General features: G+C 40.0%; 15 protein-coding genes. 7 read left to right on the plus strand and 8 right to left on the minus strand.

What is annotated here, in order from left to right; genetic code table 11:
- Positions 1 to 75 precede the first annotated feature (75 nt).
- Positions 76 to 939 carry a LysR family transcriptional regulator gene (locus H7R46_RS16520; protein WP_005066023.1) on the plus strand — a complete coding sequence of 288 codons (864 nt, stop codon included), beginning with the start codon at positions 76 to 78 and terminating at the stop codon, positions 937 to 939.
- Between the two features lie 32 nt (positions 940 to 971).
- Here the strand turns inward: H7R46_RS16520 and H7R46_RS16525 are convergent, their stop codons facing one another.
- The 3 genes from H7R46_RS16525 to H7R46_RS16535 all read right to left on the minus strand — a co-directional run bounded on the left by H7R46_RS16525 (position 972) and on the right by H7R46_RS16535 (position 4052).
- The gene (locus H7R46_RS16525) at positions 972 to 1718 is read right to left on the minus strand and encodes a sporulation protein (RefSeq protein WP_002115100.1); all 747 of its coding nucleotides are present in this window, start codon (positions 1716 to 1718) and stop codon (positions 972 to 974) included.
- Positions 1719 to 1772: 54 nt separating this feature from the next.
- Entirely contained in the window at positions 1773 to 3212 is a 1440-nt protein-coding gene (locus H7R46_RS16530; protein WP_005066020.1) for a DUF2252 domain-containing protein, read from the minus strand.
- A 189-nt stretch (positions 3213 to 3401) separates the two neighbouring features.
- Positions 3402 to 4052 (minus strand): HAD family hydrolase, encoded by a 651-nt coding sequence (locus H7R46_RS16535; RefSeq protein ID WP_002115098.1) that lies wholly within the window; start codon positions 4050 to 4052, stop codon positions 3402 to 3404.
- A 182-nt stretch (positions 4053 to 4234) separates the two neighbouring features.
- Between H7R46_RS16535 and H7R46_RS16540 the strand changes: the two genes are divergently transcribed.
- From H7R46_RS16540 to katG, 3 genes are all read left to right on the plus strand, one after another.
- Positions 4235 to 4720: an RNA pyrophosphohydrolase gene (locus tag H7R46_RS16540; protein WP_000567255.1), complete on the plus strand. Its 486-nt coding sequence runs from the start codon at positions 4235 to 4237 to the stop codon at positions 4718 to 4720.
- 85 nt (positions 4721 to 4805) lie between these two features.
- The gene (gene ptsP / locus H7R46_RS16545) at positions 4806 to 7100 is read left to right on the plus strand and encodes a phosphoenolpyruvate--protein phosphotransferase (protein WP_005066019.1); all 2295 of its coding nucleotides are present in this window, start codon (positions 4806 to 4808) and stop codon (positions 7098 to 7100) included.
- A gap of 525 nt (positions 7101 to 7625) precedes the next feature.
- Complete coding sequence (gene katG, locus H7R46_RS16550; RefSeq protein WP_005066016.1) at positions 7626 to 9782, plus strand: catalase/peroxidase HPI; 2157 nt, start codon at positions 7626 to 7628, stop codon at positions 9780 to 9782.
- Positions 9783 to 9848: 66 nt separating this feature from the next.
- Here katG and H7R46_RS16555 read toward each other — a convergent pair whose 3' ends face one another.
- The gene (locus H7R46_RS16555; RefSeq protein WP_005066015.1) at positions 9849 to 10901 is read right to left on the minus strand and encodes an MBL fold metallo-hydrolase; all 1053 of its coding nucleotides are present in this window, start codon (positions 10899 to 10901) and stop codon (positions 9849 to 9851) included.
- A gap of 654 nt (positions 10902 to 11555) precedes the next feature.
- Here H7R46_RS16555 and hcaR point away from each other — a divergent pair.
- Both hcaR and H7R46_RS16565 read left to right on the plus strand, forming a co-directional pair.
- Positions 11556 to 12461 carry a DNA-binding transcriptional regulator HcaR gene (gene hcaR, locus H7R46_RS16560; protein WP_005066014.1) on the plus strand — a complete coding sequence of 302 codons (906 nt, stop codon included), beginning with the start codon at positions 11556 to 11558 and terminating at the stop codon, positions 12459 to 12461.
- Positions 12462 to 12727: 266 nt separating this feature from the next.
- Positions 12728 to 13405, plus strand: a complete 678-nt coding sequence (locus tag H7R46_RS16565) for a DUF1345 domain-containing protein (protein WP_005066012.1) — start codon at positions 12728 to 12730, stop codon at positions 13403 to 13405.
- Between the two features lie 58 nt (positions 13406 to 13463).
- Here the strand turns inward: H7R46_RS16565 and H7R46_RS16570 are convergent, their stop codons facing one another.
- The 4 genes from H7R46_RS16570 to H7R46_RS16585 all read right to left on the minus strand — a co-directional run bounded on the left by H7R46_RS16570 (position 13464) and on the right by H7R46_RS16585 (position 16489).
- Positions 13464 to 14069 (minus strand): glutathione S-transferase family protein, encoded by a 606-nt coding sequence (locus H7R46_RS16570; protein ID WP_032013168.1) that lies wholly within the window; start codon positions 14067 to 14069, stop codon positions 13464 to 13466.
- Between the two features lie 49 nt (positions 14070 to 14118).
- Positions 14119 to 14811, minus strand: coding sequence for a helix-turn-helix transcriptional regulator (locus H7R46_RS16575; protein ID WP_005066009.1), 693 nt, complete (start codon positions 14809 to 14811; stop codon positions 14119 to 14121).
- A gap of 74 nt (positions 14812 to 14885) precedes the next feature.
- The gene (locus H7R46_RS16580) at positions 14886 to 15560 is read right to left on the minus strand and encodes an HAD-IA family hydrolase (RefSeq protein ID WP_005066007.1); all 675 of its coding nucleotides are present in this window, start codon (positions 15558 to 15560) and stop codon (positions 14886 to 14888) included.
- Complete coding sequence (locus tag H7R46_RS16585) at positions 15557 to 16489, minus strand: RluA family pseudouridine synthase (RefSeq protein WP_005066005.1); 933 nt, start codon at positions 16487 to 16489, stop codon at positions 15557 to 15559. The genes H7R46_RS16580 and H7R46_RS16585 overlap by 4 nt, the downstream gene beginning before the upstream one ends.
- Before the next feature lie 721 nt (positions 16490 to 17210).
- Between H7R46_RS16585 and H7R46_RS16590 the strand changes: the two genes are divergently transcribed.
- On the plus strand, positions 17211 to 20537 hold the full coding sequence (locus H7R46_RS16590; RefSeq protein WP_005066004.1) for an Rne/Rng family ribonuclease: 3327 nt from the start codon (positions 17211 to 17213) through the stop codon (positions 20535 to 20537).
- Positions 20538 to 20619: the final 82 nt, after the last annotated feature.

Consider the following 20619-nt stretch of genomic DNA (forward strand, 5'->3'; position numbering starts at 1 on the left):
TTGCTGCAAGCATGATACGATTTTGGCTCGGCAACTTTAGCCCCTCGATTTTTCTATTCCAAGTTGAGTTGTATTATGAATCTTGCAGCCTTTGAAGCTTTTGTAAAAGTTATGGAAACAGGGTCTATCTCTGTGGCAGCAGATCAGTTATTTATTACTCAACCTGCTGTTACCAAACGAATTCACAGCTTAGAAGAATATTTTGGCGTAAAACTATTTGAATCTGCAGGCCGAGGTGTTCAGGCAACTCATGCCGCACATTCATTACTTCCTAAAGTTAAAAACTGGTTAAATGAGCTGGGTGATATTCACCATACGCTGAGCCATGAACAAACTCAGGTACAAGGCCGCTTAAAAGTCGGTACGAGTCACCATATTGGTTTGCACCATTTACCCGCACCACTTAAACATTTTGTTCAGCAATTCCCTCAAGTTACCTTAGATGTGCATTTTGTTGATTCAGAGCAAGCCCATGAACAAGTACTGGCTGGTGATTTAGAACTAGCATTTTTAACGCTTCCTCCTTCAGGAGATGAGCGTCTTAACTACATTACAATTTGGAATGATCCTTTAGTTTTTGTTGCTGCCCCTTTTCATCCGCTGGCACAAAAGAAGAATCTTACCTTACAAGATTTAATTGAATATCCAAGCTTATTACCTGCTGCACAAACTTATACTGCTCAAATCACTTTAGCTGAGTTTGAAAAACAAGGACTTAAACCAAAAATCACCATGAGCAATAACCCTCTTGAGTCTATTCGTATGTTGGTGTCAATTGGTTTGGGTTGGTCAGTTTTACCAAAAACTCTATTGAATCAGGATATGCAGCAGCTTGATTTAAATGTTGAGATGAATCGTCAATTAGGTATGGTATGGCATCCTGCACGTACTCAATCTAGAGCCATGCAGGAGTTAATTAAAATGATGCAGGATGCATAAAAGGCTCTTATTTATTAAGCATCTAATTTAATTTACCCAAGCTTCAAGAGGCTTCTAATTTGTTGCACCATTTGGTTTTCATCAAGCATATGGTGTGGAATCGTCATCGTTAATAGCTGATCTGATCGAAAATGGCGGTCTACTTCAAGCATAACGTGAGTTTGGTTAGGTTCAGCAACGAAAGAAACTTCAACCTCATTAAATCCGCTAAACATATGTGAAGAGACAAATTCAAGCTCTTGGTAACAACCAATCGTTGATCTAAAATTTCGCGCAGTAAGCTGCCCTTTTTCTACATCTACTGTCGATAAAACAAAGCCACATCGCTGCATAGCCTGTAGAAACATTTGCATGGCTGGAGTTGGCAGAACCTTTAGATAATCACGATCAGTTGCATCTAATCCCCAATCAACATCCATATGGGTTTGAATCCAAACACGTGCACCATTTCTTCGACAAGCAACCTCAGTAATTGGTGTCTCAAATGGTAGTTGAATACTAAAAGGGAAAGAATGTGCTTGATGTGCCGGCAAGAGGAATCGAGAGTTCACTAACCACTCTTGTAAAACTAAAGGTTGGTTAAACTCATGATCACCAGATTCAACTTCTGCCATCGTTACCAATTGCAAATAAAGACCATTAATCTCTTTATCAGACGATCCACCTTTAAAGCTAATTTCTCCATGCAATGTACTGCCTGCTTGCAAGCTTGGGTTCTGTAAAACAGTTTCTACCGTCACACCTTGAAGACCCAAACCAGACATAATTTTACTAAACATTTTTTCTCTAACCTTTCGAATTATTTCATGTCATCTGTAGCAGCATACTTATTATTAAAGTGCATCATCTCCAGCGAGCTGAATCTTACCATCTGCAACTTCATTCATAAATTGGTCATAGTCATTTAGATTACGTTCTGCATATTCTTCTGCATACGTTTGTAATACTTCTACTATCGTATTACCTTCGCCAAGGTATCCCATAAGTACATCTGCATTTCCAGATTTAGCATGGGCATGAGCCAAGGCTAAACCACAACTTTCGGCATACTCATAGAAATACTCATCATCCATGTCACTAAGATCAACCGAAATTTTCATATCACGTAACTGACGTACATGAAAATGTTGATTTGATATGGAAGAGAACCCAAGAAATATATCACTTGCGGCCTGCATGAGCTGCTGACCATGCACTACACGCTCACCTTCGTGATTTACCTTGTCTACAAATAACGGGCTAAGAATTGATGGATTCGCTTCTTTCATTTGTAAAATTAACGGTTCCCGATCTGCATCTTGAAATAATGCAATTGCGGATCGTGTACCAACACTTCCGACACCCACCACTTTAAAGGCCACATCTGTACGTTGATAACGATCAAAAAGTACTTGGCGATCATATTTTAAAGAATCACGGTATTGTTGAAAGAATACATCAACATCTTTACCAAATGGCTCATCTACACTTGGATGCCATAATAACGGCGCATCATCCATAAAATGACGAAATCCTGTATCTTGATCTTGCTGGGTAAGCTTCGGCAAAACAGAGTACGCCGTTCTTTTCTGTGCTGAATCAAGATGCTTCTCGCGTTTCTTTCTTAGTTTTCGACACTCAGTATTTTCTAATAATGTACTGGCATCAACTTTTTCATACCAAACTTGGAGTGGTGAAAGTTCCGTAATTTCTAATAAGTGCTGACGATAACTATTCAGCATTATTTTAATTGCTTTTAACCCGACTTTCTCTGCAAGATTAATATCACGCGCCGCAATCACAAAACTGGTTGCTAAGCGCTTTACATCCCATTCAAATGGGGCAACTAAAGTTTCATCAAAATCATTAATTCCAAATAACAGGTTACGTTCGGGACTTGCAAAACCGCCAAAATTACTTAAATGACAATCACCACAAATCTGTTGAAATAAGCCTGAATTTGCTTGCTCCCACGCTTGGTCAAATAGCATCAAAGAAGGCATGCCACGATAAAATGTAAATGGAGAAACACTCATCCGTTTTGCACGAATCGGCTTGAGCTTTTCTAAACGTCCTTGGTTGCTCCAATCATAGACCGTTAAGGCAGTTGTACCTTTTGGTCGTTCAGAAAGTTTTGATAGCTGTTCACGTGGAACTTTTTTACGTTGAGCCTTACCTAATTTAAAGCCTTCGCTTTTATTAAGTAATTTCCCCTGATAGCTATGACGTGTTAAATCAATACTTTCATCATTCCAAAGTTGTTTTGGTAATTTAATTTGTGCTGTTTTTGACATTATTTCCTCATTTTTAAATTAAAATTTTTTATATTCTGAAATCTTTACCAAGATAGAATTTATTTTATTAATCATAGCAATATCTGTTTTTAGCTAAGATTTATAAGAGATATTAAAAAATGATTTTAAATATAATTAAGAGTTGGAAGACCTCAAAACTTTTTAAACTGTTCTTCCAACTCCACAATTTTAAATCGACCAGTCCTGAATGTCCCAATTGTGTTCTTGGGCCAGTTTTTCAAGACGATCATCAGGGTTTACTGCAATTGCATGCGTTGCATATTCAAGTAAAAAACGGTCATTAATTGAATCGGAATATGCCCAAGACTCAGACACGTTACGACCTTCTAACCATGCATCTAGACGTGCAAGTTTGCCTTTTTGATAACACGCTAAACCAGCAACTTTACCTGTATATTTTCCATCAGCCACTTCAGCATTGGTTGCTAAAATTTCGGTAATCCCAAATTCACGAAAAATCGGTGCAGTAATAAAATCACTTGTTGCCGTAATACCCACAATAGTATGGCCTAAATCTTGATGTTTTTTGATTGCATCAAAACCTTTTGGACGCATTTGCGGACGAATGACTTTTTGCATGAATAATTGGTGGAGCTCAGTTAAGTAGTCATTGTCATGCTGCGTTAAAAATCCAAAAACAAATTCATTATAAGCATATGGGTCAAGTTGGCCTGCTTTGTAATCTTCATAAAATTTATCATTCATCTGACGATGATGAACCGGATCAACCAAACCTTCATTGACTAAAAATTCACCCCAAGAATGGTCTGAATCGGTATTTAACAAGGTATGGTCTAAATCAAACAACGCCAGTTTCATGAAAATTCTCGTTTAAACTGAAATTTAAGAAAAAAAATGTAAATCTATCTCCGCTAGTCGATAGAAATTCGTTAAGATCGTAGCAATTTAAACATTTTACTTTGATCTTTTCGAGCTGGACATAAAAAAGTGTTTGTCCCCGCGATTAAAGTCAACGATATAGACAATATTTAGGTAGCCAAATGATCGATTCAGAAGGTTTCCGACCGAATGTCGGGATCATTTTGGCAAACGATGATGGACAGGTTTTATGGGCAAAGCGCATTGGTCACAATGCTTGGCAATTTCCACAAGGAGGCATCCAGTTTGGAGAAACCCCTGAACAGGCACTTTTTCGAGAACTGAGAGAAGAAATCGGCTTATTGCCCGAACATGTCCAGATTATTGCGCAAACCAAAGGATGGCTGCGTTATCGTTTGCCACATCGGTACATTCGGTCAGACTCTGACCCCGTATGTATCGGACAGAAACAAAAATGGTTTTTACTGAAGTTAACTGCGCCTGCAAAAAATATTCAGTTAAACCTTTCCGACCCGCCCGAATTCGATGAATGGCAGTGGGTTAGCTATTGGTATCCTCTTGGCCAAGTGGTGAACTTCAAGCGTGATGTTTATCGTAAAGCCATGGTGGAGTTGTGTACACAGTTGCCGATGCAACAATTACCCTAAAAATCATTTATCTAGCAAATGATTTTTATTAAAAGTGCTGTTATAAATACATTCATAGTCTAAAAAAATACTGGAGTATACATCCATGTCAAACATGCAACTCGACACTCTACGGCGCATTGTCCAAGAGGTTAATGCGTCCGTCAGTTTGCATGAATCATTAGACATCATGGTTAATCAGGTTGCTGAGGCCATGAAAGTGGATGTTTGCTCTATTTATTTACTCGATGAACGCAATCAGCGTTATGTATTAATGGCCTCTAAAGGCTTAAATCCAGAATCTGTAGGTCATGTTTCTTTGCAACTCGGTGAAGGCTTGGTTGGTCTGGTCGGGCAACGTGAAGAAATTGTTAACCTTGACAATGCGCCAAAACATGAGCGGTTCTTGTATTTACCTGAAACAGGCGAAGAAATTTATAACTCATTCCTTGGCGTACCGGTCATGTATCGTCGTAAGGTTATGGGTGTTTTGGTTGTCCAAAACAAACTTCCTCAAGATTTTAGTGAAGCAGCTGAGTCCTTTTTAGTTACGCTATGTGCTCAGCTTTCTGGCGTTATTGCTCATGCTCATGCAGTAGGTAATATTGACGTATTTCGTAAGCCGAGTAATGGTCCTGCCTACAAAACCTTTCAGGGTGCTTCAGGTGCAGGCGGTGTTGCTTTAGGCCGCGCTATTATTTTATATCCACCTGCCGATTTGGGTTCTGTACCCGACCGCGAAGCAGAAGATATTAGCGATGAACTTCGAATTTTAGATCAAGCCATTTCATCAGTACGTTCAGAGATTCGTTCTCTGGATGAAAAAATGCATGATTCTCTCATGGCTGAGGAGCGCGCTTTATTTAGTGTTTTCTTAAGAATGCTAGATGAAAATGCATTGCCAGCAGAAATTAAAGAACTGATTCGTGATGGACATTGGGCACAAGGTGCAGTACGTCGTGTCATTGAAAAACACACTGCCCTATTTGCACAGATGGAAGATGACTATCTTCGTGAACGAGTTTCTGATCTTAAAGATTTAGGGCGACGTATTTTAGCCTCTTTGCAAGAAGAAGACTCTAGCCATCGTGACCTGAGTCCAGACAGTATTTTAATTGGTGAAGAGATTAGTACTGCGGCACTTGTAGAGTTGCCAGTAGACAATATTGCAGCGATTGTGACATCCGAAGGTGCAGCCAACTCACATATGGTAATTGTGGCTCGTGCATTAGGTATTCCAACCGTAGTTGGTGTAACTGAACTGCCAGTGAACACACTTGATGATGCAGAAATGATTGTGGATGCCTATCAAGGCCGTGTTTTTGTAAACCCTCCACGTCGTTTACGTCAACGCTATAAAGAAATTCAGAAAGAAGATGAACAAATCGCAAAAGATCTCAAACAATACGAGACCAAAGAAGCGATTACTCCAGATGGTGTATCTGTTCAGCTTTATGTAAACACGGGCCTCATGATTGACGTCGTACGTGGTGTACAACGTGGTGCTCAAGGTGTAGGTCTATACCGAAGTGAAATTCCATTCATGTTACGGGAACGTTTCCCAGGTGAAGAAGAACAACGCGCAATCTACCGTCAACAGTTGAGCCATTTCGCCAACAAACCTGTGGTGATGCGAACTCTGGATATTGGTGCCGATAAAGATTTGCCGTATTTCAGTATTGAAGAAGAAAACTCGGCATTAGGCTGGCGTGGTATTCGTTTCACGCTTGATCATCCCGAGATTTTTTCTTCGCAAATTCGCGCCATGCTCAAAGCCAGTATTGGTTTAAATAATTTGCATATTTTATTGCCAATGGTCACTACAGTCAGTGAAGTAGAAGAAGTACTTTATTTACTTGAGCGTGACTGGATTGCAGTGCAAGAAGAAGAGCAAGTTAAAATTACCAAACCAAAAATTGGAATTATGGTTGAGGTGCCGAGCGTACTGCTACAAATTGATGAGTTTGCTGAACTCGTCGATTTCTTCTCGGTCGGTTCAAATGACTTAACTCAGTATTTACTTGCAGTTGACCGTAATAATCCACATGTAGCAAACGTTTACTCACACTTTCACCCATCCATTCTACGTGCGCTAACCCGCTTAGTTAAAGAATGTCATGAATACAAAAAACCTATCAGTATTTGTGGTGAAATGGCAGGTGATCCATTATCAGCAATCCTGCTCATGGCAATGGGCTTTAATACCCTTTCAATGAGCTCGAGTAATATTTTGCGTGTACGAAAAGCAATTTGTCATGTACCAATGACAGATGCACAAAAATTGCTGGATGATGTCATGAAAATGAATAATCCACTCATCGTGAAAAGTTGGCTTGAGTACTATTTTAAAACTCATGGTTTAGCTGATATGGTTAAATCGAATCGAATCGTAAATGTTTAATATATAAACAATAAAGGAGAACACTGCTCTCCTTTATTCATTTGAGATCGCTTCTACTACAACTAAATATAAAAATTTCATCTCACTATTGCCGCCATCTTAATCTATTAAATAAACATATAATCGGTTTTTTAAATCAATATTGACAGTTTAATCCATTTGAAAAATAAGACTCCTACTCCTAGTATATTTACAGAGCGTTATTAAAAGATCTTACGTTGTTCCAACAATTGAAGAGGTAATTCTATGCATCGTTATTTACAAGTTTCATCTTATTTTTCCTCTTGTTTTTTAACCTTCATGCAGTAAATTGGAGGAATAACAAGTAAAGGAATCTGATGCATTATTAAATAAAAAATAATGGCCGACATCTCAGTGAAAAGACTTTTTAAACAGTTTCCCTCACCATTTGTTCTCCCATTTCTTTATTTAGTAAACATGAGTTTTTAAACCAGAAGTCTAGGAAAATGAGCCCTAACATTTTTACGAAGAGCTCAATAATTATTACCCAGAGAGTATATAACCATGTCAGACGAATCAAAATGCCCTTTTTCAGGCCATAAATCAAAACCAGAGGTAACGGTCGGTGGTGGCACGCCTAGTTTACACTGGTGGCCAAAACAACTACGCGTCGACCTACTCAATCAACATTCAGAACGCTCTAATCCACTCGGTAAAGAATTTAATTACCGTCAAGAATTTAAAAAACTCGACTACTACACCCTCAAAGCTGATATCAAAAATGTATTAACCGATTCTCAAGATTGGTGGCCAGCCGATTGGGGAAATTATACAGGCTTATTTATTCGATTAGCATGGCATGCTGCCGGTACATATCGCATGGGCGATGGTCGTGGTGGTGCTGGTCGTGGTCAACAACGTTTTGCGCCATTAAATAGTTGGCCTGACAATGCAAGCTTAGATAAAGCGCGCCGCTTATTATGGCCAGTTAAACAAAAATACGGTCAAAAAATATCGTGGGCAGATTTATTTATTCTTGCTGGAAACATCGCACTTGAATCTTCAGGTTTCCGCACCTTCGGTTTTGGTGCAGGTCGTGAAGATGTTTGGGAACCAGACAACGATGTAAACTGGGGCGATGAAAAAGAATGGTTAGCTCATCGCAACTCTGAAGCATTGGAAGGCAGCAATCTAGCTGCAACCGAAATGGGTCTAATTTATGTAAACCCTGAAGGCCCACAAGCCAGCGGTGACCCTAAATCAGCTGCACCATTTATTCGCGCGACTTTCGGCAATATGGCAATGGATGATGAAGAAATTGTTGCCTTAATCGCAGGCGGTCATACTTTAGGTAAAACTCACGGCGCTGCCTCTGCTGACCATGTTCAGGCTGATCCTGAGGGAGCATCAATTGAACAAATGGGCTTTGGCTGGTCAAACAGTTTTGGCACTGGTGTTGGTAAAGATGCGATCACTTCAGGTTTAGAAGTGATTTGGTCACAAACACCAACACAATGGAGCAACTACTTCTTTGAAAACCTATTCAAATACGAGTGGTTACAAGAGCGCTCACCTGCTGGTGCAATTCAATGGGTAGCAGCAGATGCTGAGGCAATCATTCCAGATCCATTCGACCCATCAGTTAAACGTAAGCCAACAATGCTTACTACAGATTTGACCTTACGTTTTGATCCTGAGTTTGAAAAGATCTCTCGTCGTTTCCTTAACGATCCACAAGCATTTGCCAATGCTTTTGCTCGCGCTTGGTTCAAATTAACTCACCGTGATATGGGGCCAAAAGCACGTTATTTAGGTCCTGAAGTTCCGGCTGAAGATTTAATCTGGCAAGACCCATTACCTGCTGCCAGCGCTCTACCATCTGCTGCTAGCATAGATGATGCAAAAGCAAAAATTGTTGCATTGGGATTATCTGCTGGTGAGCTAGTTTCCCTTGGTTGGGCTTCGGCATCCACGTTCCGTGGTGGAGACAAGCGTGGCGGTGCAAATGGTGCACGTATTGCTTTATCACCACAACGTGAATGGGACGTAAATAAAAAAGCAGTTGAGACTTTAACTAAAATTGAAGAACTCAAAGCTTCTACTCAATTATCATTAGCTGATTTAATCGTGCTTGCAGGTAATGTTGGTGTAGAACAAGCTGCGCAAGCGGCAGGTTTCAACATTAGCGTTCCATTTGCCCCTGGTCGTGTTGATGCAATACAAAGTCAAACTGATGTCGAATCTTTCCAATTACTCCTTGGCCTTGCCGATGGTTTTAGAAACTGGAAAAAAGAGGGTGTCAGCGCAACAACTGAGGCATTATTAATTGATAAAGCACAACAACTGACTTTGACTGCACCAGAGTTAACTGCATTGATTGGTGGCTTACGTGTACTGGGCACCAACTGGGATGGCTCACAACACGGCGTATTCACTCAGCAAGTTGGTGTACTCAGCACAGACTTCTTTACGAACTTACTCGACATGTCAACTGTATGGGCACCTGTTGACTCAACAAGCGAAGTATTTGAAGGCAAAGATCGTAAAACAGGCGCAGTAAAATTTACCGCAACACGTAATGATTTAGTCTTCGGTTCAAACTCAATCTTACGTGCATTAGCCGAAGTTTATGCTCAGGCAGATGGTAAAGAAAAATTTGTTCAAGACTTTGTTGCTGCATGGACTAAAGTCATGAATCTTGACCGTTTTGACTTAGCCTAATTTAAGTCAAAATAGTAAAAAGCCAGTTCAATTTGAACTGGCTTTTTTAATATCAAGCATCGTTTTTTAAACAGTAAGTTTGTGTCCTTCCCGAATGCAATAAAAAGGATTTGCAAGCTTTGACGAAGCTTTAATTGCCTGTGCTAGAGCATGCTCTGGATCTTCTCGGTCTTCATCAGTCAACTGGAAAGTCCGATAATGAATCGCAATAGAACGATGAGCCTGTAAATCGAAGTGCGCATGTAGCGCATCTTGCGGGTTCATATGAACATAGCTCATCAGTTCACGTGGCTCATACGCACCTATTGGAAGCAAGGCAACTCGCGGCGCGCCATAACGGGCATGTATTTGCTTAAAATGACCCGCATAACCGGTATCACCCGCAAAGAAACAATGACCTGTTTTAGCCACAACCGAAAAGCCGCCCCAAAGTGCCTTATTCTGGTCGCGCAAACCACGACCTGAACCATGCTGTGCAGGTGTATAGATTATTCTTAATTCGTGATAAGGAATTTCTTGCCACCAATCCATCTCAATGACATGAAACTCTTTAGGTAGATAAAAACCATTCCCGAGTCCAGTGTAAATTGGCATTGCGAATTTTTTATGTAGCCATTCAAGTGTCGCCAAGTCCATATGATCATAATGATTATGGCTGAGCAAAACTCCATGAATCGTCGGTAATTGTTCTAGTGCAAAACCTGCCGGGCATACACGGCGTGGGCCACGCCCTTGTGAAGGACTTGCATAATCACACCACACCGGGTCAGTAATAAAGTTATAAGGGCCAATCTGAACCAATACCGTTGCATGCCCAACGAACCAGACTTGCCAATCATCCAGATCTGCCTGAGGTCGATTTTGCGGCAAAGCTACAGCCGTATTTACACGAGTTTCATATTCATTTTGAATATCCACTTTCCATGTAAAAGACTCACGCGTAACTAACCAACGCAATAACTCTTTTGAGCCACGAGCAGGTGACTTAGGCTGTTGATTATAAAAACGTGTATCCGTTTCATGCCCAGACTCGGGATGACAAAAAGGAGGTTTTATCCATGTATGCGTCCAACAGGACTGAGTCGGCAATTGATATGTTAATGTCGGCTTGTCTTTCATGGGCTTTTCTATGTTTTAGCATCAGCAGAATGGATGTGATCAGGTTTCTATCTTAACGATTAAAACAAATTAAGCTATGGCACTTACACTTATTTATCATATAAATATCCATTTTATCGTGGTCATAGCCAACCTAAGTTAAATTAGAGTGCCATAAAAAGCACTTAGATGTGTTGAGTTTATGCGTCAGTAATTACCATTCTTACTAAGACTTCTTGTATAACATAACAATTAGAAGATGACGAAAAGCCGCCATAGAACCTGTCTATTTCATCTTTGTCGCCCGTAATTTTTAACTTAAGATTCTTCTGTGCAATGAAAACAATATATTTAGTAACAATTACATTTGGGTAGATCTTAGCGACCTCTAGGTTATAAATTTATTTTATTATTCTAGTTTTTGCATAATATGAGAATTTCTTAAATGAATATTTAAATCCTTTAAAAAATTCTTTGATTAATTAAAAATAATGTATTTATTATTTAATTATTAATATATTTTATGAATTATTTGAGCTTATATTCCCATATTAAATCTTTAATGAAAATTAAAATTCCATTTATTTTATAAATACCTAAATCACCTTCACGCTATATCTATTTATGCTTTATACTTCACTTAAATCATAGTAAGACATTTTTTGGATTAGTCTTATGGAACTACGCCATCTCCGATATTTCATTACCGTTGCTGAAGAATTAAATTTTAGTAAAGCCGCTCTTAAACTTTTTACCGCACAGCCCTCTCTTAGCCAACAAATTAAAGATTTAGAAGAAGACGTTGGTGTACGACTTTTAAACCGCACAAAACGCAAAGTTGAGTTAACAGAAGAAGGCGAAGTATTTTTAGAACATGCTCGACTCACCCTCGCTCAGGCTGAAAAAGCGGTCGCTATGGCACGACAAGTTTCTAAGGCTAAACAGCAATTGTTACGTATCGGTTTCGTTCCCATCGCAGAAATGAAAATTTTCCCTTATGTACTTCCTAATCTGCGACTACAACACCCAGACCTCACCATTGAATTATCTAATTTAAACAATACTGAACAGCTTAAAGCCTTAAAAAAAGGAGAGCTGGACATTACGTTTACTCGTGAAAATACAGATAGTGATGAAATACAAAGCCAATTTGTTTTAACTGAACCCCTGATTTTCTTACTTCCTAAAAATCATCCACTTGCTCAATATGATCGAATCCCAGTCCATGCTTTACAAGGTATTGACTTTATTATCCCAGCAGCCGAACAATCACAAACCTTACATAACACCATTTTAGATTTCGCTAAAACTCATAACATCGAACTGAATATTGTTCAAAAAGCAGACAGCATATTATTCAATATTAACTCTCTTGGTTCTGGATTAGGCTGTACAATTTTACCTGCCTATGTTGCGCCTTTAGGCATCAAAAACACGATAGTTCGTCCACTTGATGTCGACTTACCAACACTTGATTTATTCGTAAATTACCGTAAAAACTCACAGTCTTTAGGCGTTCAAAAATTCATTGACCAGCTCACTAAAGTATTTCATTTAGATAAAAACTTAAACCACGCTTAATTATTACGAATAATTTTATTATTAAGCGCATGATTAATAAGATCATCTTTATAAAAAAGTATAAATAAATATTCCTTTTATTTATTTTATACTTTTTATAAATAGTTTAATCCACGGTAATGTCCTATTTTACCTAACAGGTAAAATTAAATATCTCATGAATACAAATGAAAAGAATTGAAATAAAATCCATATAAAACCGTATATTATTTTCACCATTTAATAAAAAATAATATATTTCCCGTATAATAAAGGAGACTAGGAAAATGGTTGGCGTATTTCAACATCTAGGACGTAGTGTACAAAACCGCCCACATTTCTTTATTGCTTTATTCATAGGTATTGTCACAGCCGGTATTTTGACATGGTTAACGTCATGGAAATGGTCAACTATTTTATTAGTCAGCTGGAATGCTTCCGTTAGCATATATTTACTACATGTTTGGCAACTCATGAAAAGTGCCGACCATTCACAAATGCAACAGCAAGCTAAAAAACAAGATGAAAGCAAATGGGTCATTATGCTGATTGTTTTATTAGCATTAATCATGTGTTTGGTTGCTATTCTAATTCAACTGTCACAACTCCCTTCCGACAGTTCTGCAAAGTTAGGTCATGTGGCTTTAGCTTTACTCACCATTGTGTCTGCATGGCTTTTTATGCATACCGTTTTTGCTCTACATTATGCCCACGATTTTTATATAGCTTTATCTAGAAATGAAGAAAATGGAGGGTTAGATTTCCCTGGCACAAAACAGCCAACTTATCCTGATTTTCTATATTTTAGTTATATTATTGGTACTTCTGCTCAAACTGCGGACGTGTCAATTACCACCAAGCATATGCGTCTTTTAAACTTATTTCACGCTGTGTTGTCTTTTGGATTTAATACCACCATTTTAGCGATTTGTATTAACGTTGCTGCTGGCTTTCTTACCAATTAAAATCTTTATTTGAAAACAAAAAAGCCACCCTTTTGGGTGACTTTTAAGAATATTAGGTTTACAGCAGTTGCCCCATAGTACTTTGTTTTAAGCCTTCACGCTGTTTGATCGTTTCAACATAACGGGTAATAGCAGGATGTGATTCAATCGCATTCATTTTTAACTGCCATAAAAGCATTGCTCCCACACTTACATCTGCTGCGGTAAATTGCTCACCACATACATACGGATTCGCTTCACTCAATCCCTGAACTAAAGCTTGATAAGCATCGTTGTAATCGCCATAGCCAACAAACATTTTTTGCTCCGGTGATACTTCTATTCCTAAAGCTTTATCAACACCCGCAGCTTCCCAAGGGCCCGCCATCACAAATAACCAACGATAGTACAAACCACGTTTCGGATCATCTAAAGCTGGAGCCAAACCTTTATCACTAAACTTATCAGCCAAATAAGCACAGATTGCACCCAACTCATAAATCACGACATCGCCATCTACCAATACCGGCACTTTTCCAAAAGGATTAAGTTTTAGATATTCAGGCGATTTCATTTCGGTCTTATATGCGACCTCAATTCTTTCACATTCAACACCTAACTCGACCAAAAGCCAGTCAATAACGACACCACGTGACTCTTTGTTAGTATAAAGTTTAAGGCTCATTCTTATTGCTCCTTGTTTATCGTAGTTCCTAGTTTACAAATAACTTTTGTCAGTTTTTGTCAGTAATCTTCGATTCCTGTGCCCACCATTGCTGAAATAGTTGTTGCTTAAATGATGGGTATAATTCTTGAGTTAAACTCAACTGTTGAATGCGATCGATTCTAAAATGTCGAAAGTCTTGTCTTAGTTCACACCATGCAGCCAACACAATTTTGTCATTAAAATATCCCAAGGCAAAAGGCCACAAAGTTCGAATACTACTTCGTTGCTGCTCATCATGATAATGCAACGAAATTTTGACTTGCTGCCGAATAGCTAAGCGCACTTGTTCGACTTGATTTTCATCCACAGGTAGCCATGTGTTAAAAGCTCTTAGAGTCGTTTGCTGTAACAAATATTGGCGATGTTCAGGCAAAACAGAATTTAATTTAGCTAAGATCGATGTAGATGCCGATTGTAAGGATTGATCAGGCACACTCTTTAACCAATACAATGCCAGAAAAATAGCTTCAACTTCATTTTCATTGAGTGTCATTGGCGGCAATACAATGTCTTCTTTGAGCTGAAACCCAAGACCTGCCGATGCCTCAATTTTTACACCTTGCTCACGTAAGCTATCAATATCTCGATAGACACTTCGCACACTAATGTTTAGGCGTTCAGCCAAGACTTGTGCTGTGATTGGGTAACGGGCTTCACGGAGCTGTTGCAAAAGATTTAATAGGCGAATTGAACGGCTCATTTTTCTCTTCTTATTGTTTTGTTATTTAATTTAAAGAAAGAGGGAATAAATCCCTCTTCTTCTATCATTCTAAACTACGCTACATCGACAGTAGGTAATTGAGCATACCCTCTCAAAAAGCTGTGAAGCTCTTGTACATTTTTAGCAATCGTTAAAGGTTGAAACTTTTGCAGAACTTCAACCGAATGTACGCCATAGCCTACTCCAATACGCGGCATCTCTAAACGCTGTGCCATCTCAAGATCATAGCTGCTGTCACCAATCATAACCGCTTGCTCAACATTCACACCAGTTACAGTCAATATTTCTTGCAGCATGAGCGGATCTGGTTTTGAACGTGTTTCGTTGGCTGCCCGAGTCACATCAAAAAGATGAGTACTTTGTGTTTTTGCGATTACACGGTCTAACCCACGGCGGTTTTTACCCGTTGCAACTGCAAGCTTTAAACCTTGGGCTTTTAAATCATGGAGTAGTTCAGAAATACCCTCAAACCATGCGTCACTAGTCGAGTTCGCAATATAGTGATCGCCATATGCCTTTAAGATCGAGTCATGCAATTCTGGCGCTTCTGGAAATAAGGTCTGCATAACCTCAGGCAAGCCTAACCCAATAATACTTTTTGCAGCTTCATCGCTTAGAGACAATTCATGTTGCTCTGCTGCATGTTGTAGGCTCGCAACAATCTGGCCAACAGAGTTATATAAAGTTCCATCCCAGTCAAAAATTACTAATTCGGTTTTCAGACTCATTTTGCTACTCTCAAAGCCTTTAATAACTGGGTCATGTCTTCTGGTAACGGCGCTTCAATCGGTGGATAACCCGGAATATCTAAACGCATCGCGTGTAAACATAAACGTCGTGCCTGCGGACCTGCGTACTCAGTGGTGTGTCCATATTTATCATCACCCAACAACGGATGTCCAATACTTAAACCATGGACACGAATTTGATGAGTACGGCCTGATAAAGGTGATGCATGAACTAAAGTTGCATTTTTAAAACGCTCTGCAACCACCCATTCGGTTTTACTTGGTTTGCCTTCTTTAGATACACGTACACGACGCTCGCCATTGGCTAACTCATAACGAAATAAAGGAGCATCAATGAGTTGTTTATCGAGACTCACCTGACCTTTTACAATTGCCGCATAAGTCTTACGAATTTTGTGCTCACGCAACATATCTTGTAGCAGCTTTAAAGTACTACGTTTTTTGCTAATCATGACCAGACCAGAGGTATCACGGTCAATGCGGTGAATTAGTTCTAAATATTTTTTACCTGTCGCTGCGCGTAAAGCCTCAATCAAACCATACGCCACACCACTACCGCCATGTACAGCAATACCTGATGGTTTATTGATAACTAACAGGCCTTCATCTTCATAGACCACACGGCTGAGTAGGCTCTGTGCTACACTATCACTTACAGGAGCAGCGGTTTCATCCTTTTGTTCATAACGAATAGGAGCAACACGAATCTGATCCCCAATCTCTAATTTGGTCTCAGCTTTAATACGTTTTTTGTTTACTCGAACCTGACCTTCACGAATCAAACGATAAATACGACTCTTAGGTACACCCTTTAAACGCGAAAACAGGAAATTATCAATTCGCTGTCCTGCTTGATGTTCATCCACCTCAAACCAAGTGACACTTTGCCATTGCTGTGTAGAATTCATACTAATATTTAAACCTGAAATTTTGCTAAATTTGATTAATAAATGACCGATTAGCTTAGTTTTTTCACAAGAAATCTAAGCTTAGCCCATAGGCAGATGCTGCAAGGTTTGATATAGTCAGCGCACGGATACCGCCGTAAGTGAACATCTAATAGGGAATTTCCCTGATTGAAACCTCAATCAAAATGATGCTTTCATCACCAGCTCGGATTGGTCCTAAAGAATTATGCCGACGCCGAAGGCTTATTATATCGGCAAAATGACAAACTGTTGCGTTTAATTCAGTTTGTTCAAAAAAATATGTTACCAACTCTAGTTGGTTATGGAACGTAAACTGATACACATCAGACAAATCGCTCCTTAATGTTGCCTTCAGGCTAAAGCGTTGATGCATTGGAACTGCCGAAAGCACCGATACGATGAGCATTCCGTATCAAACTTCCAAAAAGAAGTCACTTCGCGCCCAATGACAGTGAAAGTCATTAACCAATGCACCGCTCACCCGCCAGTGAAGCACTAAGGAAGTCCGATTTAAAGGTTGAAGCAGTATTGCCTACATCACAGACGAGAATCGAAGCTAAGGCTAAATGTAGCCGGTAACAGATGACTCAGACCACAAATATTTTGAGATCTGGGAAATGATCCGTCATGTTCGATGTTCGTTCAGAACCTTTAAGTTTGTGCGATATGTTTGTGTGGGTCACTATTAGGTGTCACACCCATGAAACGTATGTTGATTAATGCAACTCACGCAGAAGAAGTCCGCGTTGCACTTATCACTGGTAATCGTCTTTACGATTTTGATTTAGAGAATCGTACCCGAGAACAGAAAAAATCCAATATCTATAAAGGCCATGTAACCCGCGTAGAACCATCTTTAGAAGCTGTTTTTGTTGAATACGGCGCAGGCCGTCAAGGCTTCTTGTCTATGCGCGAAATTGCTAACAGTTATTTCCAAGCAGACCCACGACAAACTTCAAACATTCGTGAACTTATCACTGAAGGTACTGAATTACTTGTTCAAGTCGAAAAAGAAGAACGTGGCAATAAAGGTGCAGCCCTTTCTACATTTATTTCACTTGCAGGACGTTATTTGGTTCTTATGCCAAACAACCCGAAAGGTGGCGGTATTAGTCGTCAAATTTCAGGTTCTGTACGTGAAGAATTAAAAGAAATTCTAGCTTCTTTAAATTTACCGCGTGGTATGAGCGTTATTGTACGTACCGCTGGTATTGGCCGTACCCAAGAAGAATTACAGTTAGACTTACAGCATTTGCTTGACCTTTGGGCACAAATCCAAGGTACAGCGAGCTCTGGTCCTTCTCCAATGCTGGTTCATCAAGAAGCTGGTGTTGTTACTCGTGCTATCCGCGATTATTTACGTGATGATGTTGCAGAAATTTTAATTGATAGCGAACAGGCTTATAACGAAGCTTATAACTTTGTTAAAGCAGTGATGCCTCGTCAATTAGACAAACTTAAAACTTATACTTTAAACGAGCCATTGTTTGCTCATTTTGGTATTGAAAGTCAAATTCAAACTGCTTATGAACGTGAAGTAAAACTTCCTTCTGGCGGTTCAATTGTGATTGACCAGACTGAAGCTTTAGTTTCAATCGATATTAACTCTGCGAAATCGACTCGTGGACATGACGTTGAAGAAACTGCGCTGAATACTAACTTAGAAGCAGCAGAAGAAATTGCTCGCCAACTTCGTCTTCGTGACATTGGTGGTTTAGTTGTAATCGACTTCATCGATATGACTAAAGAGCGCAACCAACGTATGGTTGAAGCAAAACTTCGTGAAGCAACACAAAGCGATCGCGCACGTATTCAGTTTGGACAACTTTCTCGTTTTGGCTTAATGGAAATGAGCCGTCAACGCTTACGTCCATCTCTTGAAGAAGCAACAGGTTATGTGTGCCCACGCTGTCATGGTACAGGCATGGTTCGTGACTTACGCTCACTTTCGCTTTCAATTATGCGTAAAGTAGAAGAGATCGCGCTTCGTGAACGTCATGGTGAAGTACAAGTAGAAGTGCCTGTTGAAATTGCAGCATTCTTGCTCAATGAAAAACGTCATAGTCTTGTTTATTTAGAACAAACTTCTAGTGTTCGTGTGACTGTTTTACCTCACCCGCACTTAGAAACCCCTCACTACGAAATTCAGTACAATCCAGATGGATTTGCACCATCTAGCTACGAACGTACTGAAGCAACTCGTTCAAGTGAAAAAGAGTTAGGTTATGAATCTTCTGAATGGCATTTAGAAGAAGCCGATCATGGCCATACTCATGCTGCTCCTGCTGCCAATAATGCAGCTAATCAAAAGAAAGCAAATCAAGCGGCTCAACCTGCTGCTCAGGCAAGCGCTCAAAAAGCAGCAAGCCCTTGTGCATGGTTAGAAAACCTTTTTGTTCAAAAACAAGCTCAAACAGTTGATCAATCTCGCTCAGCACAAAATGCTGCTGCCGCAATTGAACAAATGGTGAATACTGGCGCTGTTAGCCGTGGGCAGTTTGGACAAGTTGTAGCACCAGCAGTTGCAGAAGTTACTTCGGCTCCATCTAACAATGCTTATATTTCTCAATCTCCTGTTAAGCAGGAAGCACGTGAGAATGTTGAAAAAGACGATAAAGTACAACAGCAGCGTCCAAACAACAAAAAACGTAAGCACAAAGAGCAACGTGAACAACATCAGCACCACCACAATCAAGAACCACAGCAACAACAGGTTCATGAAGAGGTTGTACAGTTATCACGCCAAGAGCAACGTGAATTAAAACGTCAACAAAAGCGTCAACAACAAGATCAGCCGCATGCGCAACATCAAAATGATGGGCAACAAGCTGAACATGCTGTACCGCGTCGTGACCGTAATAATCAACAACGTCCAAACCGCCCGAATCGCCACCGCGATCCAAGCGTATTAAATGAAAATCAAAATACGCCAGCAGCAGCAGCAGTTGTTGATGAAAAACAAATTAAGGTTGATTTGATTGATGCTCCACAGCATGAAGTCATGAATACAGCCTTAGTCATCAATGTTGATCAAGCACAAAGCGAAATTATTGCTTTAACGCCTGAGCAACCTGTTGAACGCACTGAAAAAGCACCTGTTGTTGAAGCTACTCAAGAATCAGCTCCAGCACCAGTTGTGTCAGTGGAAGAGACGGTAACTGCTGAAGCAGAAGCTCCTCAACCAAAGGCTGAGAAAACTCAACCGCAAGTTCAACGTGCAAGTAATGATCCTCGTATGCGTCGCCGTGAACAACGCAATGCAAAACGTGCTAAAGCTGCTGCACCATCAATTGCCCCATCGCAAATTCCAACGTTGGCGCAATATACAATTGGTAGCTTGATCCGTCATGTTTACGGTGAAGACTGCACAGTACTGATTGAACAGTTTGGTTTAGTTCCAACATTCAACCGTGCATTGCAGAAATTTGCAGAGCAATACGCAAGTACTCTAGTGACTGAAGTCGCAGCTGAAGCTGAAGACAAAAAGCCTGTTACTCGTGATGCCGAGCTTCCAAGCAATAAGCCTTCACAAGAAGCAGAACCTGCGCCAGTACTTCCGTTGACGCCACCAAAAGAAGCGACACCACGTGTTGCTAATGATCCGCGTGAACGCCGTCGTTTAGCGAAACTTGCAGCTGAACAAGCTTTTGAGCAAGTTAAACAACAACATTCTGCACCAGAAGAAGCTGCCCCTGTAGCTGAGACTGTGGAAGAAGCCGTTGTTGCTCCTACTGCTGAAACACAAGCACCTGTTGAATCAAAGCAACAACCGCTTGCGCTTGATCAGGAAACTGAAGTAGCAGCTAATGTAGAAGAGACACCAGCTGAACCTGCAGTAGAAGCTCCGGTTGCAAAACAGCCAAAAGCAGCTGCAAAAGCCAAAGCAGCTACAGAACAAGCTGTAGAGCCGACTGAAGCTCCTGCCGAGAGTGAATCGGAAGATTCTAAAGCTGATAAGGACAAACCAAGTCGTCCTCGTCGCCCTCGCGGCCGTCCACCAAAGAAAGCAAATCCTGTAGCTGAGTAAATCATTTGCTCAATTGCAGCTAATTTAAACAAACCTAGTCATTTCGATGACTAGGTTTTTTTTGTTATTTTTAACCAATTAG

It is taken from the genome of Acinetobacter sp. BEC1-S18-ESBL-01 (genome assembly GCF_014169935.1).
GTDB lineage: Bacteria > Pseudomonadota > Gammaproteobacteria > Pseudomonadales > Moraxellaceae > Acinetobacter > Acinetobacter pittii.

Bases quoted from the DNA above. Each gene is read 5' to 3' on its own strand.
- H7R46_RS16520 (WP_005066023.1), top strand. From the start codon at position 76: ATGAATCTTGCAGCCTTTGAAGCTTTTGTAAAAGTTATGGAAACAGGG.
- H7R46_RS16525 (WP_002115100.1), bottom strand. From the start codon at position 1,718: ATGTTTAGTAAAATTATGTCTGGTTTGGGTCTTCAAGGTGTGACGGTA.
- H7R46_RS16530 (WP_005066020.1), bottom strand. From the start codon at position 3,212: ATGTCAAAAACAGCACAAATTAAATTACCAAAACAACTTTGGAATGAT.
- H7R46_RS16535 (WP_002115098.1), bottom strand. From the start codon at position 4,052: ATGAAACTGGCGTTGTTTGATTTAGACCATACCTTGTTAAATACCGAT.
- H7R46_RS16540 (WP_000567255.1), top strand. From the start codon at position 4,235: ATGATCGATTCAGAAGGTTTCCGACCGAATGTCGGGATCATTTTGGCA.
- ptsP (WP_005066019.1), top strand. From the start codon at position 4,806: ATGTCAAACATGCAACTCGACACTCTACGGCGCATTGTCCAAGAGGTT.
- katG (WP_005066016.1), top strand. From the start codon at position 7,626: ATGTCAGACGAATCAAAATGCCCTTTTTCAGGCCATAAATCAAAACCA.
- H7R46_RS16555 (WP_005066015.1), bottom strand. From the start codon at position 10,901: ATGAAAGACAAGCCGACATTAACATATCAATTGCCGACTCAGTCCTGT.
- hcaR (WP_005066014.1), top strand. From the start codon at position 11,556: ATGGAACTACGCCATCTCCGATATTTCATTACCGTTGCTGAAGAATTA.
- H7R46_RS16565 (WP_005066012.1), top strand. From the start codon at position 12,728: ATGGTTGGCGTATTTCAACATCTAGGACGTAGTGTACAAAACCGCCCA.
- H7R46_RS16570 (WP_032013168.1), bottom strand. From the start codon at position 14,069: ATGAGCCTTAAACTTTATACTAACAAAGAGTCACGTGGTGTCGTTATT.
- H7R46_RS16575 (WP_005066009.1), bottom strand. From the start codon at position 14,811: ATGAGCCGTTCAATTCGCCTATTAAATCTTTTGCAACAGCTCCGTGAA.
- H7R46_RS16580 (WP_005066007.1), bottom strand. From the start codon at position 15,560: ATGAGTCTGAAAACCGAATTAGTAATTTTTGACTGGGATGGAACTTTA.
- H7R46_RS16585 (WP_005066005.1), bottom strand. From the start codon at position 16,489: ATGAATTCTACACAGCAATGGCAAAGTGTCACTTGGTTTGAGGTGGAT.
- H7R46_RS16590 (WP_005066004.1), top strand. From the start codon at position 17,211: ATGAAACGTATGTTGATTAATGCAACTCACGCAGAAGAAGTCCGCGTT.